Annotated in this window: 24 protein-coding genes and 2 pseudogenes; 25 read left to right on the top strand and 1 reads right to left on the bottom strand. The window is 52.4% G+C overall.

The window, feature by feature from the left end; all coding sequences use genetic code 11:
* The first annotated feature begins 2 nt into the window (after nt 1-2).
* The 5 genes and pseudogenes from B5F35_RS03425 (at nt 3) to B5F35_RS03405 (ending at nt 3779) form a co-directional block, all read left to right on the top strand.
* Entirely contained in the window at nt 3-1628 is a 1626-nt protein-coding gene (locus tag B5F35_RS03425; protein WP_087238081.1) for a recombinase family protein, read from the top strand.
* Between the two features lie 23 nt (nt 1629-1651).
* Nucleotides 1652-2398, top strand: coding sequence for a metallophosphoesterase family protein (locus B5F35_RS03420; protein WP_071432134.1), 747 nt, complete (start codon nt 1652-1654; stop codon nt 2396-2398).
* An 89-nt stretch (nt 2399-2487) separates the two neighbouring features.
* Nucleotides 2488-2880: pseudogene (locus B5F35_RS19555) on the top strand (DUF1016 N-terminal domain-containing protein); the annotation flags it as partial.
* 88 nt (nt 2881-2968) lie between these two features.
* On the top strand, nt 2969-3469 hold the full coding sequence (locus tag B5F35_RS18640) for a low molecular weight protein-tyrosine-phosphatase (RefSeq protein WP_087238079.1): 501 nt from the start codon (nt 2969-2971) through the stop codon (nt 3467-3469).
* The gene (locus tag B5F35_RS03405; protein ID WP_087238077.1) at nt 3444-3779 is read left to right on the top strand and encodes a KilA-N domain-containing protein; all 336 of its coding nucleotides are present in this window, start codon (nt 3444-3446) and stop codon (nt 3777-3779) included. The genes B5F35_RS18640 and B5F35_RS03405 overlap by 26 nt, the downstream gene beginning before the upstream one ends.
* Before the next feature lie 204 nt (nt 3780-3983).
* Here the strand turns inward: B5F35_RS03405 and B5F35_RS03400 are convergent, their stop codons facing one another.
* Nucleotides 3984-4226, bottom strand: coding sequence for a helix-turn-helix domain-containing protein (locus B5F35_RS03400; protein WP_087238075.1), 243 nt, complete (start codon nt 4224-4226; stop codon nt 3984-3986).
* Nucleotides 4227-4344: 118 nt separating this feature from the next.
* Here B5F35_RS03400 and B5F35_RS03395 point away from each other — a divergent pair, with 118 nt between their 5' ends.
* From B5F35_RS03395 to B5F35_RS03300, 20 genes and pseudogenes are all read left to right on the top strand, one after another.
* Nucleotides 4345-4803 (top strand): SLOG family protein, encoded by a 459-nt coding sequence (locus tag B5F35_RS03395; RefSeq protein WP_087238074.1) that lies wholly within the window; start codon nt 4345-4347, stop codon nt 4801-4803.
* 442 nt (nt 4804-5245) lie between these two features.
* A complete protein-coding gene (locus tag B5F35_RS03390) occupies nt 5246-6088 on the top strand; it encodes a DUF2262 domain-containing protein (protein WP_087238072.1) in 843 nt (280 codons plus the stop codon).
* A gap of 18 nt (nt 6089-6106) precedes the next feature.
* Nucleotides 6107-6211, top strand: a pseudogene (locus B5F35_RS03385) (cytochrome D ubiquinol oxidase subunit II); the annotation flags it as partial.
* A 49-nt stretch (nt 6212-6260) separates the two neighbouring features.
* Nucleotides 6261-7010, top strand: coding sequence for an HAD family hydrolase (locus tag B5F35_RS03380; RefSeq protein ID WP_087238070.1), 750 nt, complete (start codon nt 6261-6263; stop codon nt 7008-7010).
* Nucleotides 7011-7064: 54 nt separating this feature from the next.
* Nucleotides 7065-7685: a hypothetical protein gene (locus B5F35_RS03375; RefSeq protein WP_087238068.1), complete on the top strand. Its 621-nt coding sequence runs from the start codon at nt 7065-7067 to the stop codon at nt 7683-7685.
* Between the two features lie 13 nt (nt 7686-7698).
* Complete coding sequence (locus B5F35_RS03370; RefSeq protein ID WP_087238066.1) at nt 7699-8289, top strand: hypothetical protein; 591 nt, start codon at nt 7699-7701, stop codon at nt 8287-8289.
* Nucleotides 8290-8303: 14 nt separating this feature from the next.
* Entirely contained in the window at nt 8304-9143 is an 840-nt protein-coding gene (locus B5F35_RS03365; RefSeq protein WP_087238064.1) for a DUF2262 domain-containing protein, read from the top strand.
* A 13-nt stretch (nt 9144-9156) separates the two neighbouring features.
* Entirely contained in the window at nt 9157-9660 is a 504-nt protein-coding gene (locus tag B5F35_RS03360; RefSeq protein ID WP_087238062.1) for a DUF2004 domain-containing protein, read from the top strand.
* Between the two features lie 18 nt (nt 9661-9678).
* Nucleotides 9679-10269, top strand: a complete 591-nt coding sequence (locus tag B5F35_RS03355; protein WP_087238060.1) for an SMI1/KNR4 family protein — start codon at nt 9679-9681, stop codon at nt 10267-10269.
* Nucleotides 10266-10583 carry a hypothetical protein gene (locus B5F35_RS03350; RefSeq protein WP_087238058.1) on the top strand — a complete coding sequence of 106 codons (318 nt, stop codon included), beginning with the start codon at nt 10266-10268 and terminating at the stop codon, nt 10581-10583. Before B5F35_RS03355 ends, B5F35_RS03350 begins: the two co-directional genes overlap by 4 nt.
* Nucleotides 10584-10610: 27 nt before the next feature.
* Nucleotides 10611-11207 carry a hypothetical protein gene (locus B5F35_RS03345; protein WP_087238056.1) on the top strand — a complete coding sequence of 199 codons (597 nt, stop codon included), beginning with the start codon at nt 10611-10613 and terminating at the stop codon, nt 11205-11207.
* A gap of 22 nt (nt 11208-11229) precedes the next feature.
* Entirely contained in the window at nt 11230-11865 is a 636-nt protein-coding gene (locus B5F35_RS03340) for a hypothetical protein (protein WP_087238054.1), read from the top strand.
* A 26-nt stretch (nt 11866-11891) separates the two neighbouring features.
* Nucleotides 11892-12446 (top strand): SUKH-3 domain-containing protein, encoded by a 555-nt coding sequence (locus B5F35_RS03335; RefSeq protein ID WP_087238052.1) that lies wholly within the window; start codon nt 11892-11894, stop codon nt 12444-12446.
* A gap of 23 nt (nt 12447-12469) precedes the next feature.
* Nucleotides 12470-13318, top strand: coding sequence for a YwqG family protein (locus B5F35_RS03330; protein ID WP_087238050.1), 849 nt, complete (start codon nt 12470-12472; stop codon nt 13316-13318).
* Nucleotides 13319-13358: 40 nt separating this feature from the next.
* Nucleotides 13359-13616, top strand: coding sequence for a hypothetical protein (locus B5F35_RS03325; protein WP_242969381.1), 258 nt, complete (start codon nt 13359-13361; stop codon nt 13614-13616).
* Entirely contained in the window at nt 13603-13929 is a 327-nt protein-coding gene (locus tag B5F35_RS03320; RefSeq protein ID WP_055270415.1) for a DUF5713 family protein, read from the top strand. Before B5F35_RS03325 ends, B5F35_RS03320 begins: the two co-directional genes overlap by 14 nt.
* A 5-nt stretch (nt 13930-13934) precedes the next feature.
* Nucleotides 13935-14282, top strand: a complete 348-nt coding sequence (locus B5F35_RS03315; protein WP_087238046.1) for a hypothetical protein — start codon at nt 13935-13937, stop codon at nt 14280-14282.
* A 36-nt stretch (nt 14283-14318) separates the two neighbouring features.
* On the top strand, nt 14319-15050 hold the full coding sequence (locus tag B5F35_RS03310; protein ID WP_087238045.1) for a DUF4241 domain-containing protein: 732 nt from the start codon (nt 14319-14321) through the stop codon (nt 15048-15050).
* An 11-nt stretch (nt 15051-15061) separates the two neighbouring features.
* Nucleotides 15062-16021 carry an NTF2 fold immunity protein gene (locus B5F35_RS03305; RefSeq protein WP_087238043.1) on the top strand — a complete coding sequence of 320 codons (960 nt, stop codon included), beginning with the start codon at nt 15062-15064 and terminating at the stop codon, nt 16019-16021.
* A gap of 8 nt (nt 16022-16029) precedes the next feature.
* Nucleotides 16030-16266: a hypothetical protein gene (locus B5F35_RS03300; protein WP_087238041.1), complete on the top strand. Its 237-nt coding sequence runs from the start codon at nt 16030-16032 to the stop codon at nt 16264-16266.
* Nucleotides 16267-16279 lie beyond the last annotated feature (13 nt).

Raw genomic sequence — 16279 nt, 5'->3', positions numbered from 1 at the left:
GTATGAGAGAAAGCCCACCCAAAGTCATCACCATACCCGCAAAGCCGGAGGTCGCAAGCCGGCAGGCGGTCCAGCGCCAGCTTCGCGTGGCTGCCTACTGCCGGGTATCCACCGATGACGAGGAGCAGCTTACCAGCTATGAGGCCCAGCAGAACTACTACACCGACAAGATCATGACCAACCGGGAGTGGACCATGGCCGGGATCTTCGCAGATGAGGGCATCACAGGCACATCGGCTCGGAAGCGGCCCGAATTCCTGAAGATGATCCGGCTGTGCAAGCAGAAGAAGATCGACATCGTCCTGACCAAATCCATCTCCCGCTTCGCCAGAAATACGGTGGACTGCCTGAATTACATCCGTGCCCTGCGGGAATTGGGCATTGCGGTCATCTTCGAAAAAGAGAACATCAACACGCTGGAAGCCGACAGTGAGATCCTCATCACCATGCTCGGCGCCTTCGCCCAGGCGGAAAGCGAGAGCATCAGCGCCAATGTCCGCTGGGGTAAGCGGCAGGCCATGCGCGAGGGCAAGGCAATCATACAGTATAACCGGCTGTACGCCTATGAAAAAGGCGAGGACGGCAAGCCGAAAATCATCCAGGAGCAAGCAGAAGTGGTTCGCTCGATCTATGAGCAATATCTGAGCGGAGCCAGCCTTCGGATGATCAAGGACAGGCTGGAAATGGAGCAGATCCCCAATGTGACCGGCGGCTCCCAATGGACGATCACGGCAATTCGAAGCATCCTGACCAATGAGAAGTATTGCGGAGATGTCCTTCTCCAGAAGACCTATATCAGTGACTGCATCAGCCGCAAGGTCATCCGCAACACGGGGCAGCTCCCCATGTATCTGGTGCAGAACCATCATGAGGGCATCGTGGAACGCAAAACCTTCGATGCGGTACAGGCAGAGATAGCGCGGCGCAGCGCTGGGAAAAGCCCTTCCAAAAAGAATGCCCCCACGGGGATGACATCCTATGCCAGCAAATACGCCTTGTCGGAGCGCCTCGTCTGCGGCGAATGCGGCACCCTGTACCGCCGCTGCACCTGGTCCAAGCAAGGCAGGAAGCGCGTCGTGTGGCGCTGTGTCAGCCGGTTGGACTACGGCACCAAGTACTGCCACAACTCACCAACGCTGGACGAGGAACCGCTCCAGAAGGCAATCCTCGCCGCAATCAACTCCGTCATGAGCCAAAAGAGTACGCTGATCCGGCAGATCACCTCTGCCATGGAGATGGAGCTGGCTCCGGTCCCAGGAGAAAGCATGAGCCTTGCCGATATTGAAAGGCGGCTGGGCGAGCTGAACGATCAGACCCGTGAGCTGGTAGCAGAATCCGCCCGAGCGGAGGACGCCTCCGCCTGCACCGCCCAGCTGAGAGCTATCATGAATGAGGCTGCCGTACTAAAAGAAAAGCGAGCCCTGATTGAAGAACAGCGTCAGAGCAACGCTCAGGCTGTACGGCGCATTGAAGATGCGGCTGCCGCGATGGCTCAGGCGTCCACCCACATCAGCGAATGGGATGAAGCTCTCATCCGGCAGCTGGTGGATACGGTCAAGGTCAACTCAGCGGAGAAAATCACGGTCTTCCTCCGCGGCGGCATCCAGGTGGAGCAGGATATGATATAATAGGCAAAAGAAGGTGAACCGATATGATCTACGCAACCGGCGATACCCATGGCAACTTTCAGCGGTTCGCACCCGAACACTTCCCCGAGCAGGCCGGAATGACCAAGGAAGATTATATGATCATCTGCGGAGATTTCGGCGGCGTATGGGACGGGGGCAAGAAGGAGGAGCGGAACCTGGACTGGCTGGAGGACTTGCCCTTTACCACGCTGTTCATCAGCGGCAACCATGAAAACTTCGACCTGCTGAGAAAATACCCCACAGAGGAATGGAACGGCGGAAAGATCCAGCGAATCCGTCCTCATGTGATCCATCTGATGCGCGGGCAGGTCTTTGACCTGCAAGGATACTCCTTCTTTACCATGGGCGGTGCCAGAAGCCATGATATCGAGGACGGTATTCTGAACCCCAAAGCACCCGATTACGAAGAACAATACTGGGCCCTTCGCAGAATGGGCGCCCGATTCCGGGTCAACCACCACTCCTGGTGGAAACAAGAGCTTCCCGATAAATCCGAGTATGAGGAAGCTCGGCACAGCTTGGAAAGCATTCACTATGAGATGGACTATGTGATCACACACTGCGCCCCAAACAGCATCGTGGACATACTGGGAAACGGTGGATATGTTCACGACCACCTGACCGGCTTCCTGGAGGAAGTCAAAGAACGAGCCAAGTTCCACTACTGGCTGTTCGGACATTACCACGACAACAAAATCATCAATGACCGCTTCGTCCTGCTCTGGGAGCAGATGGTACAAGTGGTGTGAACAGGCCAAAGAGAAACGCAGGAGGCGCCTCCTGTGCTTCTCTTTGGCCTGTTTCTAAATAAGGCAGGTTCTGCCGGAAAGGAGAAGCCATGAACATCCGCAAAAATATCGATTATTCCGCCATGTTTGTAGCCCTGGACGCCGCGCTGAACGCTGAGCTGCCCCAGATGAAACTCTGCTGCGAACTGGGCCGCATCGTCTGTTCCCGGCCGGAGAAAGGCGCGGCAGTGGCCGCAGCCGAACACCTGCACAGCCGTTTCCCCGATGCTTCCGGCTTCTCCCCACGGAACCTCCGCCGGATGCGGGCGTTCTATCGGATGTATGAGGACGCCCCCGAATTACTGACGCTGGCCATGGAGATCAGCTGGACACAGAATGTAGTCATCCTGGAAGCAGACATGGAGCCGGAGGAGCGACGCTGGTATCTTCGTGCCGCTGGTCGTTTCGGCTGGTCAAAGGCAGAACTCCAGAGAAAAATCGATTCTGACGCCCATCTGGAAATCCAACTCGACGAATCTGAGGTTCCGTGCTATACTGAATTGGAAAACAGTAATTTGGAGTGTTCATCGCATGATCAAGATACTTTTCCTCTGCCACGGCAACATTTGCAGAAGCCCGATGGCCGAGTTTATTATGAAGGATCTGGTAAAGAAGGCCGGTCTGGAGCAGAGCATTCAGATCGAGTCAGCAGCCACCAGCACCGAGGAGATCGGCAATCCGGTGTATCCGCCAGCTCGCCGCAAGCTGTCCGAGCATGGCATCGACTGTTCCGGCAAGCGAGCCCGGCAGCTCCTGAACAGCGACTACGAGAAATACGATCTCCTGATTGGAATGGATCATGCCAACCTGCGGAATATGTACCGGATCTGCGGCGGCGACTTTGCCGACAAAATGCACCTGCTGATGGACTTTACCAACCGTCCCGGAGAGGTGGCCGATCCGTGGTACACCGACGATTTCGACACGACCTGGCGGGATGTGGAGGAAGGCTGCCGGGGATTGCTCCAAAAAATAATTAGCAAAGAGGTTCGGACGAGCGGACAAGCTGGTTGTCAAGGGAGCGGAAATTAGTGCACAATGGAATTCCGAGCGAGATGACTTTATCAGCTTGACTGACATCGCCAAGCTGAAGGACAGCGACAATCCTCGCTACATTATCCAAAACTGGCTGCGGAACCGGAATACGATTGAGTTCCTGGGTGTTTGGGAATCTCTATACAACCCGTCTTTTAACCGTGTCGAATTCGATGCGTTTAGGCATCAGGCCGAGCGGCTGGCAAAGCTCAATGCCATCGCCATCAGCCAGATGGAAATCTTGATACAGGATCACCGCATCGAAGCTCTGGAGGCTCATAGCGGAAAACTATCTCCTATGGAGTAAAAAATAATAGGCAGGACGCTTGCGAACGGGCGAAGGCCGTGGCATCTATAGTGTTGCGATGTTCCAGGCTGAGCCTGGACGCAGTTCGCGTTCCAGGCTTGGCTTTTTCTTTTTGTTTTGCTGCCCGCGTTTTATCGAGCATCTGTTTTGTAACAATGAGATATCAAAAAGCCGTGAAATCGCTGATTTCACGGCTTTTTTGCGTTATTTGATTTCTTGCTCCAATCCACGGAACAACTCTGAATTAAAAAATTCTTCTATAGTGATACCCATTCCATCACATAGCTTTTTAATGGTAGAGATCGTAGCGCTGTGGTTGCGGCCGCTGACAATATTGTTCACCGTGGATTGAGTCACGCCGCTCATATTACTAAGTTTGTTCACCGATAAATTCTTTTCCCGACAGAGCTCTAGAATGCGCTCTTTTACTGCTTCGCCAATGTCCATGGATATCACCTCGATTCTATTCTGATGATACCCATGTCATCTTGAAAAGATTAACCCTTTTGAGTTAAAATAACTCAAAAGGGTTAATCTTATTTGAGATGAAGATGGAGGGATACACATGGAAAAAATTAAAACGTGCTGTGTCACTGGACACCGGGATCTTTCAGAGGAACAGAAGGCCAAAATTGACGAATTGCTGCGCAGGGAAATTTTGATGGCTATTGAGGATGGCTACACCCACTTCATCAGCGGATTTGCCGCTGGCGCAGATCTGCTTTTCGCGGAGATTGTGAATGAGCTGAAAGCGAACTACCCAATCACCCTCGAAGCGGCCATTCCTTACCCTGGACGTATGAAAACACCGGATAAAACCTTTCAAAGGCTCATCCGGTGCTGCGATGTTGTGAAAATTCACGCCGATGCCTATTTTAAAGGCTGCTATATGCGCCGCAATTGCTACATGGTGGACCAGTCTCAGCGAGTGATTGCCGTCTACGACGGAAGGAGTACAGGAGGAACGGCGGCGACGGTCCGGTATGCAAAAGGAAAAGAGGTGCGGGTGGTGTGGAGAATGTGAATACTGTATAGCAAAAAATAGAAAGACCCAGTAAAATATAAAAAATTGTTCCCAAATAAACGAGTGAATATGTTATAATGTAACGCAAAGCGGACGATACCAGATCGACATTTTGTTGATGAAGGAGTTTATGGATGGGATCGGCATCAGAACAGCCGCAGGCTGTATTGTCAAACGATAAGAAAATAATTTTGTCTGCGGAGAAAACCACATCGGCGAACGAATGTGGTTTCTTTTTCCGCTGCCTTTTCACGCCCTGCGTCAGCCTGTCCAAGTGACAGGGTGCCGCAGGGCGTTTTTCTATCTTTTATAAGTTTGCCAAAGGATGACAGTTTGAATAGCTGCTATTACCTAATCCACACATATTCTTGCTTTTCCGGATTCGCCCCTCTATGGTAAAGGAACTGAAGCAGAAATCGGATGTTTGTACAAGGAGAACGCCATGAAAAAGAGAACGGTCAAGGATTTTATTGCCCTGTACACCTTGGAAGATGAAGAAAAACTGGTACTGATCCAGAGCGGCACCAGCGCGGACAAAACCTTTCTGGATACTTTCTGGACAGCGCATACCTATGCTCTCGCTATGGCGAATGTCCAGACCGGACAGGTGATCTCCGACCGATGCTGCCTGAACTGGCCTCTGACGGACAAGGAACGGGAAGCCGGTAACTATTCCAAACGGTTTGCTAAGGGCCAGGTCTACCGGATCAAAGCCCGCATCTGGAAAGGTGAGCCTCTCAGCGAACCTCAGTGGTATGTCACGGAGGTGCTGGAGGAAGGTGTACCTTGTCCAGCCCTGGAGGAAATCTGGGCGGAGTACACAAAGCCGATTCTTCTGGAGGACGAGGTGCTGGGGATCCTCACACTGGATCGTGAGATGAGCACATTCGATGGAATCTGTAAGTGGATGGGAAAAGAAGTCCGGATCTCGTTGGATGTGGAGCTTGAAAAGAAAGCGTCCTGGATCCGTGTCACCAATGTGATGAAGAAATTGGTGGCAGATCAGGAATCCTGGGATAAATCCTTGCGGGCGATGGCTGCCCAAAAGCTCACCCCTCTGGCCAACGAATGGCTGGCAGACAATGACCAGACCGACCGAGATTCGGAGAAAGACCCCATCACCGAGGATGAATTTGCCCGGCGCATCCTGCTCACCGAGTTTACAGTATCTCCAGGTGGCCGGTTTACCGCTTGGTATGAGGACGACGATATGTTCTGGGGCCATGTGATCGCTGTAGATGGAACGCTGAAAAAAGGCCCCGTTGACGCTGATATACAGGGATGAGGCGAGGAGGAAAATTAAATGAACGGTGAGCAGATCACGGCCTTTTTACAGGAGCATTGGAACTGGGTAACCCTGATCATCGGCGCTGTCCTGCTGATTGGGGCAATCATGAACTGGAACTGGCGTGGTTTGAGAACCCTAGGGAAAAGAATTCGAAAAAGGGAGCGTCTCAATGAAATATCCTAAAATGATACTGTTTGATTACGGACATACCCTTTTGTATGAGTCTGACTGGAATCCTGTCAGAGGAAATGAGGAGCTTTTGAAATATGTTACTAGGAATCCAAATCACTGCACTCTTGACGAAGTCAGAAAAGCAGCAGAACTGATTTTTGAAAAACAGATCGAATGCGTTCGTAAGTTAGGCTATGAGATTTCCGGTCAGGTTGGCAATAAAGTGCTGTACGAATATCTTGGAATGGAGTTTTCTCTGACGCCGCTCGAAATGGAGATTATTTTTTGGAACGGCGCTTCTATGGGCGCTATAATGCCGGATGCTGATACTATGCTCGATTTCCTCAATCAACACGGCATAAGAAGCGCTGTTATCAGCAATCTTTTGTGGTCGGGAGCCGCCTTGACGGAAAGACTCAGCAGATTGTTGCCAAACAATCAATTTGAGTTTGTTATGACTTCAAGCGACTATTTTATGAGAAAACCCAATCGGATTCTTTTTGATATTGCTGTCCGGAAAGCCAGTGTTGCTCCCGGTGAGATCTGGTATTGCGGCGACAATCCGCAGGCGGACGTTGAAGCCGCGTCGCAGGTTGGTGTTTTCCCCATTTGGTACGATAATGACACAGAGAAGGACTACAAAGACCGCAGCAAGGAACGCATACCGCAGTGTGAACATCTGCATATTCACGCATGGAATGAAATGATAAATTTGTTAGAGAAATTAAAACATGAGTCTTCCGTTTAGACCCCGATCGGTATCTGAATGGGATGATCGAGGGCGAGTTTGAGGAGTAAAGCCATGACATCAATAGACTTTCTGAACAAGGTACATAAAAGCCTGGACTCGCAGGAATATAACCTCTCTTTTTCTCCCGCCAAGTCCAAAAACTTCATGCTGTACTGCAATGGCAACTTCATCGGCGGCCTGTTCGATGAGGAGCTGTGCTTCGTCTACGCCGACAGTGTGAGTGAACTGCTGGGGCAGCCGGAACCCGTCTACCGCGGTTACTCCAGCACCGCCCAGCACAGGATGCTGGTGATCCCGGAGGAACACTGGGCAAAGGCGCTGAAACTGCTCTATGCCGAGAAATTTGACTGGAGCCGTTTGGTGTACGACATCACCTACACCAGCATTGGCGCGGCTGTGGTGGAGGACTTTTACGATGAGAATGTGGTGTTTCTGCGCTTCTGCTTTGAAAAGGAACTGCTGAAAAAGAATCCTCTGGACCGGCGGAGCCGGATCATTCGGATGGTCTATCTCAACCAGGACTTGACAGAGGCGGGCAAAGTTCTGTTCCCCAGACTGCTGCAAAAGTTCCTTGTTTTTACAGACCGCGGCGGGAAAACCAGTCTGGAATCCATGCTGAAACGGTGGTACACCGCGCTGGAGAAAGAGTCCCGCAGCCAAATCACGGGATAAGGAGGGCGACAACATGACACAAGAAAACAGAACCTACATCACTCATCTCAGGGTCACGGATGTTCCGTGGCACCGGCTCACCACCGCCTATGGCCGGGGGACGGATTTTCCCGCACACCTGACAGTGCTGGAACAGATGCGTGATTTGGCGTCCGTCAAAGAGTCCCTCTACGAGCTCACCACCAACATGGAGCACCAGAGTACTCTGTGGCACGCTACCCCCTTTGGCATGGTGTTCATGTGCCGGATTTTAGAGAAGGCCCTCGCAGACAGCGGGCAGAACCCCGTAGCCCATTTCCTGGCCGGGGAACTGCTGGACTTCTTCTCCTGCATCCTCCAGTGCTTCCACGATGGGGATGAGATGGAACACGCCGAGCCGCTGCCGCTTTTCTCCGATCTGCTGAAGGAAGAATACCTATGGTCGGAGGAATACGACGAGGAAGAAGATGAGATGCGCTACGAAGAGGACGAGGTCTTCCCCGATGACCTGTTCTACAGCTTCTATTACTACTCCTGGCAGGCGGTGAAAGCCTACCAGGATGTATTGGAGCAAGTCCCGGCAGAGTTTGCCCAGCCTGCTGCCGCAGTGCTGGAACTGCTGTAAAGGAGGCTGCACAGATGTTTGAAGAATTCTATGAGATGTATGAGCCCGAGGAGCAGGAAGTGGTCGCGCTGATCAATCGCTGCATTGGGGGCGGATATAACTGGAAAGGCAAGTTTTGGGAAATGACCGTTGTGACACTGGGTATGGTGTTCTGTGACACCGGCAAGGTCAGCACCAAAGAGGAGCGCCTGGAGTGGCCGGTCACCGAGGAGGAACGCAACAGCGAAAAGGGCTGGGGACGCTTTGACAAGGAGCAGATTTGCCGCCTGAAGATCCGCCGGATGAAAGAAGAACGGGCAAAAGATCTGGTGGTGCGCCCTTGGTGTATCTCCGAGATAGTCAATGTCCATGAGGACTGCCCGGAACTCCAGGCCGTTCTGGAGGAATACCACAAGCCGGTGGTGATCCAGGACCAGGTGCTGGGGGAACTGACACTGGACAAGGACTATGATACCTTCGAGGGCGAGATCCAGTGGTGCGGAAAGGATGTGAACCTTTCTCTGGAAGTCAATGCCGAGAGCAAGCTCTCCTGGACCCGCGCTCGCAGTGCCGCCAAGAAGCTGCTGGCCGACTGTGACACCTGGGACAAAGCCATGCGGGAGCTTGCAGCCAAGAACCTGACCGAGCTGGCCAACAACTGGCTCTCCCAAGATGAAGAAAATCCCCGTGACCCGGAAACAGACCCCATCACAGAGGAAGAACTTGCCCGGCGGATCAGCCTGACGAGCCTGTCCGTCACCTCCGGCGGCTGCTTCACCGCCTGGTTTGACTGCGACGAGATGTTCACCGACCATGCGGTGACGGTCTACGGCTCCTTGAAAAAGGGCCTCAAAACTGCCAACATTGAGGGGTAAGGAGGATAACATTATGAAACTGAGCTGTAAACGCATTGATTTTACATATACCCCCGGCGAGGAAATCTTCAACTTTCCCGAGGAATCGGGACTACCCTTTATCTTCGATGTAGAGGAAGAACTGACCGGCGATCCTGCTGCCATGGATGCGGTGGGAAAAATGCTGGATGAGGCGGAGAAATTGGCGGAGAAGGCCAAAGCCGCCATCAAAGCGGCGCTGGCGGACAAGGACAGCCGCTACCATAGCGTTGTGACATTTTTTATGGAGTTCCACCGGGACGATGTAGGCCCGGATATTGCGGCGGAACTTTTTCCGGGAACCGACCCATCCAAGCTGTCCTTTGCCGAGATGGTGGACTTTTTGAAGCTCAAGCGGTTCGGCAGTCTGGTGGATGACGAGATGGATCAACAAGTTTTCATTATGGATCTGTCCTTCAACCCGGAGATCACCGACGAGCTGATGGTAATCTACTTTGACTTGAACAAGGAGATTTTCTGTATCACCCATGAGAGCTAAAACGTCGGAGGTTTTGATATGACAGATACGCAGACCCGTCAATTTATGCAGGATTTCTTTGAGCGGTACTATCAAAAACTGGAGCAGTTGGGAAACGGAATTGCTGTCATGCGGCCTTTGGGGGAATCGGACAAGACCATGTGGCAGGAAGATTCTGATCCGAAAGATGAATGGAAGGCATGGAAGCTCATCCCCTCCACCGTCACCGACCAAGATATTGAAGCATTGGAGAAGAGCATTGGGATAAACCTCCCAAAATGTTTGAATGCCTTTCTCACGGTTTACCACCACTATTTCGAAAATCCTGTTGGAGAGAACCCCGTTTCCGCCCCGTTTAAGGCCGTCCGAAATGCATGGAACCCGCTCCTGGTGAAATATGGTTACCTGCCCTTCACATGGGATGATGGCGGATTCTATATCCGGTGCATTGACCTAACAAATATGCCGAATGAGGAGCAATGTGGGATCTGTCAGATCGATCATGAGGTTCTCTTTTCCTTGGATGAAGATACTGTTCAGAAAGAGGAGATCGCCCAAAACATGCAATATCTATCGCAAAACCTCTTCACTTATTTGGAGAGCATTTTGGATAACGGAGAATTATCATGAGCAATGTGTCTATCATCTTCACTCCAGAACCAGATCAGTGGGGGCTTCGGGGCGACCCTTTCCTGTGGCAGCTTCTGAAGGAGCGGTATCAGGCGGTGGAACTGCCGTATCCACCCAATGTTCTCTGGGAGGAAATCCTCCGCATCTTTGCTGATTTGACCGGCGAGCTTCCGGAGCCGGGCAAACACTACTATGTAGATCAATTTGCCAAAACTCATGTAGGAATGTCCACTGGTTGGATAAGCGGAGATTTTTGGCAGGCTACGGCAATCCCACTGTTGATGGGACGACTGGAGCAGGCCAATCGTTCATAAAGGGACGCCAGGAAAGGAGGTGCGGCGATGAGACAGAACAGTAATCAGACAAAGCATCTGCCCACACTTCTGGTTCAGCAGATCCGCCTGCAATGGTATAAAGACTGCCGGGGCGGAAATGCGGCCGCACAGCGGAACCAGTATCCCAGAGCCATGCGGCTGCCTAAAGACTTCTTCTCCTATTATCCTTTTGGGTTACCTACTCACTTTGCATCTATCATACAGAGGCCCGATGGATTTCAGATCGATAGGGACTGTCGTAGGCTGATGGAATGGAAGCCGAATGGCACAATGCGGCTTCACCCTTTTGAACTGATTCAGCAGGAGACCGGAATCCATGTGCGTTACCGCAATGATTGGCACATCGGGGCGATGCCGGAGCGATATACCTACGATAAGACCGGGCAGAAACAGCCTCTCAATGAGCTGGCATTAGATTTGGCTCCCGGCGAGTATGGGAGAGCTGTCTGCAATGGGCGGTTCCGGGACTGGGATACAGGAATCTGGTATTATGTACTGGATATTTTGAATGTGATGCCGCTTACAGAACCCACTGACTCATTGACCAGTTTTACGGACAGAGAGCCTAATAAGATATATACCCAGATTGACCGACTGTGGTGAAGGAAGACAGGAGGATAACCACATGATTTCCACAAAAGATTTATCTTGCTTTCCCAGTGCGGAGCGCCTGAAAAACTTCTGCAAAGGGCTGGCAGCTCTGGACATCATCATGGTGGAGGAGGAATGGAGCTTCATCCGCCACTATACCTACAACCCCGCATGGCGAAAAGGCAAAGAGGCATTCTTTGCCACTGATGGCAGTGACCAGAGCATGATCGTCATGTTTGCGCCGGAAGGCTGTGTAATCAATGGTGTGGATTCCGAACTCTACGACTGGGAGGAAAAACTTCCCCGTATCGAAGACCTGACGGATGGAATGCCCTCTGCTTTACAAAAGCTCATGGGCAGCCGTGAAGTCAAAAAGATGAAAAGTACCTTCTGCGTTTGGACGGAAGATGGCACCACCTGGCACTGCAATCCCATGGACGGCGAGGACGCATCCAAGGATCTGCTCTCCACGATTGATGGTAATCCACAGAGCTATGTGGATTACGGGAAGTGGTTTTACCCAGCAGACCTGCCTTTGGAGGCTGTGCGCCAGCTTGCTGATGCGGTTCCGGTAACAAAAGAACTGGTCGCTGCGTTGAACCCTAAGCGCAATGAATGGGAAGAAATAAAGGCGGGCTTGGATAAGATCGGGTATCCAAATGAACTTTGATTGGCAGCCGACAGGAGAGGATTCGAATGATCAAAGAACGTATCCCCATCTCCGGCGATCTCAAAAGCAAGGTCAAGCAGCTGATGGAGTACGCCGGATGGCAGGAAGGGCGAAAAGTGGACATCTCCATTGCGGAGAAGTATTACGCCGAGCATGGCGTTCCGATGATGAAGACCACCCAGCGGTTTTACCGTAAGTATTTCGGCCTGTGCTGTGAGTGGTACTTAGCACAGAAAAAGATGGACTGGGCGGCCGACTTTGAATTCGCTCTGTTTCCCTATCTCATCAACGGAATTAAACACCATTTGGAGGAAGCTTATTTTCGGGATATGTCCGGTTGTGATTTGGCGGAGATTGAAGAAGTGGCTGGTCAGAAATGCCAGCCCATCGGTCATATCGGCTACTACTACCCGGCAGAGGTCTGGATCTCCGAGTACGGGAAACTGTATGCAAGATATGAGTATCAGGATGAGATCGAATGCTTTCCGGATGTGTTTGCCCTGATTGAGCGGGACCTGCGGCAATGTAAATTTGATTCCGCTGCCATGAAAACGGTTGAGGCATTGGATGGAAAGCTGTAAGAACTCTTCAAGGAGGAACTGACATGAGCATCAAAGAAAAACTGGAGTCGTTGGGCAGAAACAGCATTCAGCTGAAAATTGCCAGAAAAGAAACATACAAGCTGGGCGCTACCCGCTTCGGCGGGAAGCCGGATGTGCCGCCGGACTTCGTTTGGCCCACCTATGAGGGCGAGAGCTATGACCATGTGGTGAAGGATCGTCCTCTCACTTTCCTGGCTCAGTTCAACTGTGCGGAGCTGGTCCAGTTTGACAAAGAGCATCTTCTGCCCGACCACGGCCTGCTCTCCTTCTTCTATGAAACGGACACCCAGTGCTGGGGCTATGACCCCAAGAATCAGGGCTGTGCCCGCGTCTACTGGTTTGAGGACATGTCCGCGCTGTCCGCCGCTGACTTCCCGGCGGATATGGGAGAGGATTTCAAGTTTCCAATGGTCAAGATCAAGCTGGATGCCAAGACCTCCTATCCTTCCTGGCAGGACTTCAGCGAGATGTTCCCGGATGAAAAGGATGACGACGCTTTCAACGATGCTTTGGATGAACTGACTGGCGAGGACCCCGAGAACCCGGATGATCGCTCCCAGCTGCTGGGCTGGCCCGATGTGATCCAGAACAGCATGTTTGACGAGTGCGACCTGGTGACTCAGGGCTACTATCTGGGCAACGGCTGGCTCAATATCCCCAAGGAGGTCCGTCAGCGGGCGGAAGAAACGGCCCGTGACCGCTGGATGTTGCTGTTCCAGCTGGATATCGTGGAGCTTGGCGACTTTGAGCTGATGTTCGGAGACTGCGGGCACATCTATTTCTACATTACCAAAGAGGATCTGGCCGCCCGCCGCTTTGATCGGATCTGGCTGATCCTCCAGTGCTATTAAAAATATGAAACAGGACTTTACTATTTGGCGCAATCAAATATTGCAGAATCCACGGGACATTTCACCGCTGAAATTCGGAATATCGCAGGATGAGGTCATAGAAATCTTCGGGAATCCCGATGCCGTTTCCACCATGAGAAGCGACGGGAAACCTCTAATCCTCAAATATCATGACATTGAACTGCATTTCGATAGAAAGGCCCCTCATGGGCTGCATTTGGTTTATAGCGACGATGAGATTGAACTGAGCATTACAGCCGAGTACGAAGAAAGGAGCAATCCCTATGAAAGCATTTGACCCGAATTACAAACTGTTGGACGAGATGTATCAGGACGATTACTATCCTGCTTTTCTGGTAGACAAGGTAAAAGACGAACTTCAGAAGGTCATCGACCTGCTGGAGAGCGGCGAAACCGACATTGAAGTAGTGCAGGAGACGCTGGACGAGGCGGTCTGCGGCATCAATGATCTCCAAGAGGAGTTTGACGAGAACGACAGCGAGATCGAAACGGTGGCCCGGGATTGTATTGGTGTCACTGTGGCCTACATTCTGGAGTGGTTCGGCATTCCGATTGATATTGAGGAGGCCATCCGAGAAAGGGACTGGTAAAAACAATGTCCATTGAAAATATGTTTGGCGAACTGGATAAGATCGACATTCTGGCAGAAACCAAAACCGGAGAAGTGGTGATGGTTTTGGTTTGTAATGGCTTTATTGACGGCTCCCCGGAAACGCAGAAGGCCCTGCTGGACAAGATGGAGGGCTATCTGAACCACACCCAGAGTGAGGAATTTCAAAAGGAATATAGTGGCTGGCCCGTGATTCTGCGTGTGACCCTTGGCCGGGAGCCGGATGAGCGCATCCTGGCCCTGCTCAGCAAGTGCCCTGCGTGGGCGGCGGACTACGGCGTAAAGCTGGAAATTGAAATTGGAGGAAAACAGGTCCGCATTGTAGAGAGCTGACTTATCCTCAAACCAAATCAACAGGAGGAAGCGACTATGCCGACAACAGAATGGCTGAACAAATATGAATCCATCAAAGATAAACTGGTCTGCAAAACGGACCTGGACGCCTATTTTACAGAAAAAGTGATTGGGAACATGGGTGTGGATGTGCTGGACATTGGCGCCGCCCATTTCTCCACCGGAACGATCTTCGCCTGCGATCCGCTGATGGAGCTGGAGGACACGCCGCCCTTTATCCAGACGATCCCCGCCGGGACTTATCCCGTGAAGATCTGCGTGGTACCCAGTGAGAAATACGGGGACCGCTACGCCTGCGTCAAGGTGGAGGTCAGTCGGGGAAAGCCTGTTCGCTATGAGCTGGGTATGACGGGCAATGAAAATCTGGATGAAGAACTGGGCGATGATGACTACTTTGGGTTTGGAGTGGATGCCGGAATGGGATGCATTGCGGACGTTCAGACCCAGGCGGCCTTCAAGACCTACTGGGCCAAGCGGCTGGAGGAAGACCCGGACATCAACCCCTACGATGACCTGTTCTATGATTTGATGGAGGAAAACGCTAAAGCCCATCCCAAGTATCAGGAGAGCCATGGCGACTGGCTCAACTGGACAGTGCCGGACACGGACTGCAACCTGCCCATCTTCTCCTCCGGCTGGGGTGACGGTTACTATCCCGTCTACTTCGGCTATGATGCAAAGGGTGAAGTCTGTGCCGTGTATGTGCGTTTCATTGACATTGAGGACGATTACCAGAAGCAGGTGTAAGGAGGACAGCGATGGAATGGCCAAAACGAGCGCGGACAGTGGACTGGGTAAGTGGTGTCCTGACCTTAGACGGAGAAAAGCAATTTGAAGTCCCAGAGCTGACCGCAGAGACCATGGAGCGGCTGGCCGCTTACACCCTGGTGAGCTTTCATGTGAAAGGCTATCCGGTGACGGATGAACTGCTTGCCCCCTTTGCCGGGCATAAAAGCATGGCCAACTTCGGCGTGGAGGACGGCGCGCTCACTGACGCCTGTTTCGCCGTTTTTTCCGCTATGCCCAAGCTGCGCTATCTGCTGCTGGACGGCAATGCCGCCATCCATGGCAGCGGCCTGTCCGCCCTGCAAGGCTGCAAGCTGGACCTTCTGACCCTCAACCGCACCGGGCTGGATGATGCCGGTCTGCTCCAAGCGGCCTCCATCCCCAAGCTCTCCCACATTCAGATCGACCATACCGCCGTTACCTATGAGGGCCTACTGGCCATCGCTGGCAACAACCGCATCGAGCCGGTGGCCCATGTGCAATTCACCAAGGAGCAGATGGAACACTTCTCCCAGCTCCAGCGGGAAAAGGCCAAAAAGCCCGTCCAGCTGGACGGGCAGGCGGCGGAAGAATGCCGCAGGGTGTTGTCCGCCTTCTTTGCCGAGATGACAGAATGGGAGCAGTACATGGAGCAGGCCGGGTTTGAAGATGCCGAGGCTGTGCCCCGCCTGCGGGCGATCTGGGAGAAGTATGTGAGTGAAAAGCCCCGTCCGGGCTATCGGCCTCTGGGCCTCTTATACAGCGCCCAGGGCACCTACAACGGGGAAGAATTCCTTGACGTGGAGCAGATCACCAAGAACAAGCTCTACATCTACACCAGGGAGAAAAATACTGGCTTTGACCGCCGCTTCCTCATGAAGCGTGTGGGCGAGGGCTGGAGGATCGACGGGGTGCAGGAGCGGCTGGACGGCTGGCAGCGCACGGGATTGTGAGGCATCACATGGCTTGGAAATATGAAACCTTTGGCCCAGACGGTCAATGCAAATTGTTCGGTGTGAACATCTTTGACTACGACTGGCAAACCACGGGAAAGCGAGTAAAAGTCCAAGACCCGATCTATCACCAAGACCATACCTTCGAGGTCTGGCAGGTGGAGATTGACGGGCAGATCCACCACTTTGCCGCTGGAGAGTTCTCCAACTGCGTATGGGGATTCTATCTGGAAACGAACGGATGAGAGGAGTGTGTGG

Source organism: Anaeromassilibacillus sp. An200, from assembly GCF_002160025.1.
GTDB lineage: Bacteria > Bacillota > Clostridia > Oscillospirales > Acutalibacteraceae > Caccousia > Caccousia stercoris.
Note: the sequence above shows the minus strand (reverse complement) of the source record. Positions and strands in the feature narration are given on the sequence as shown.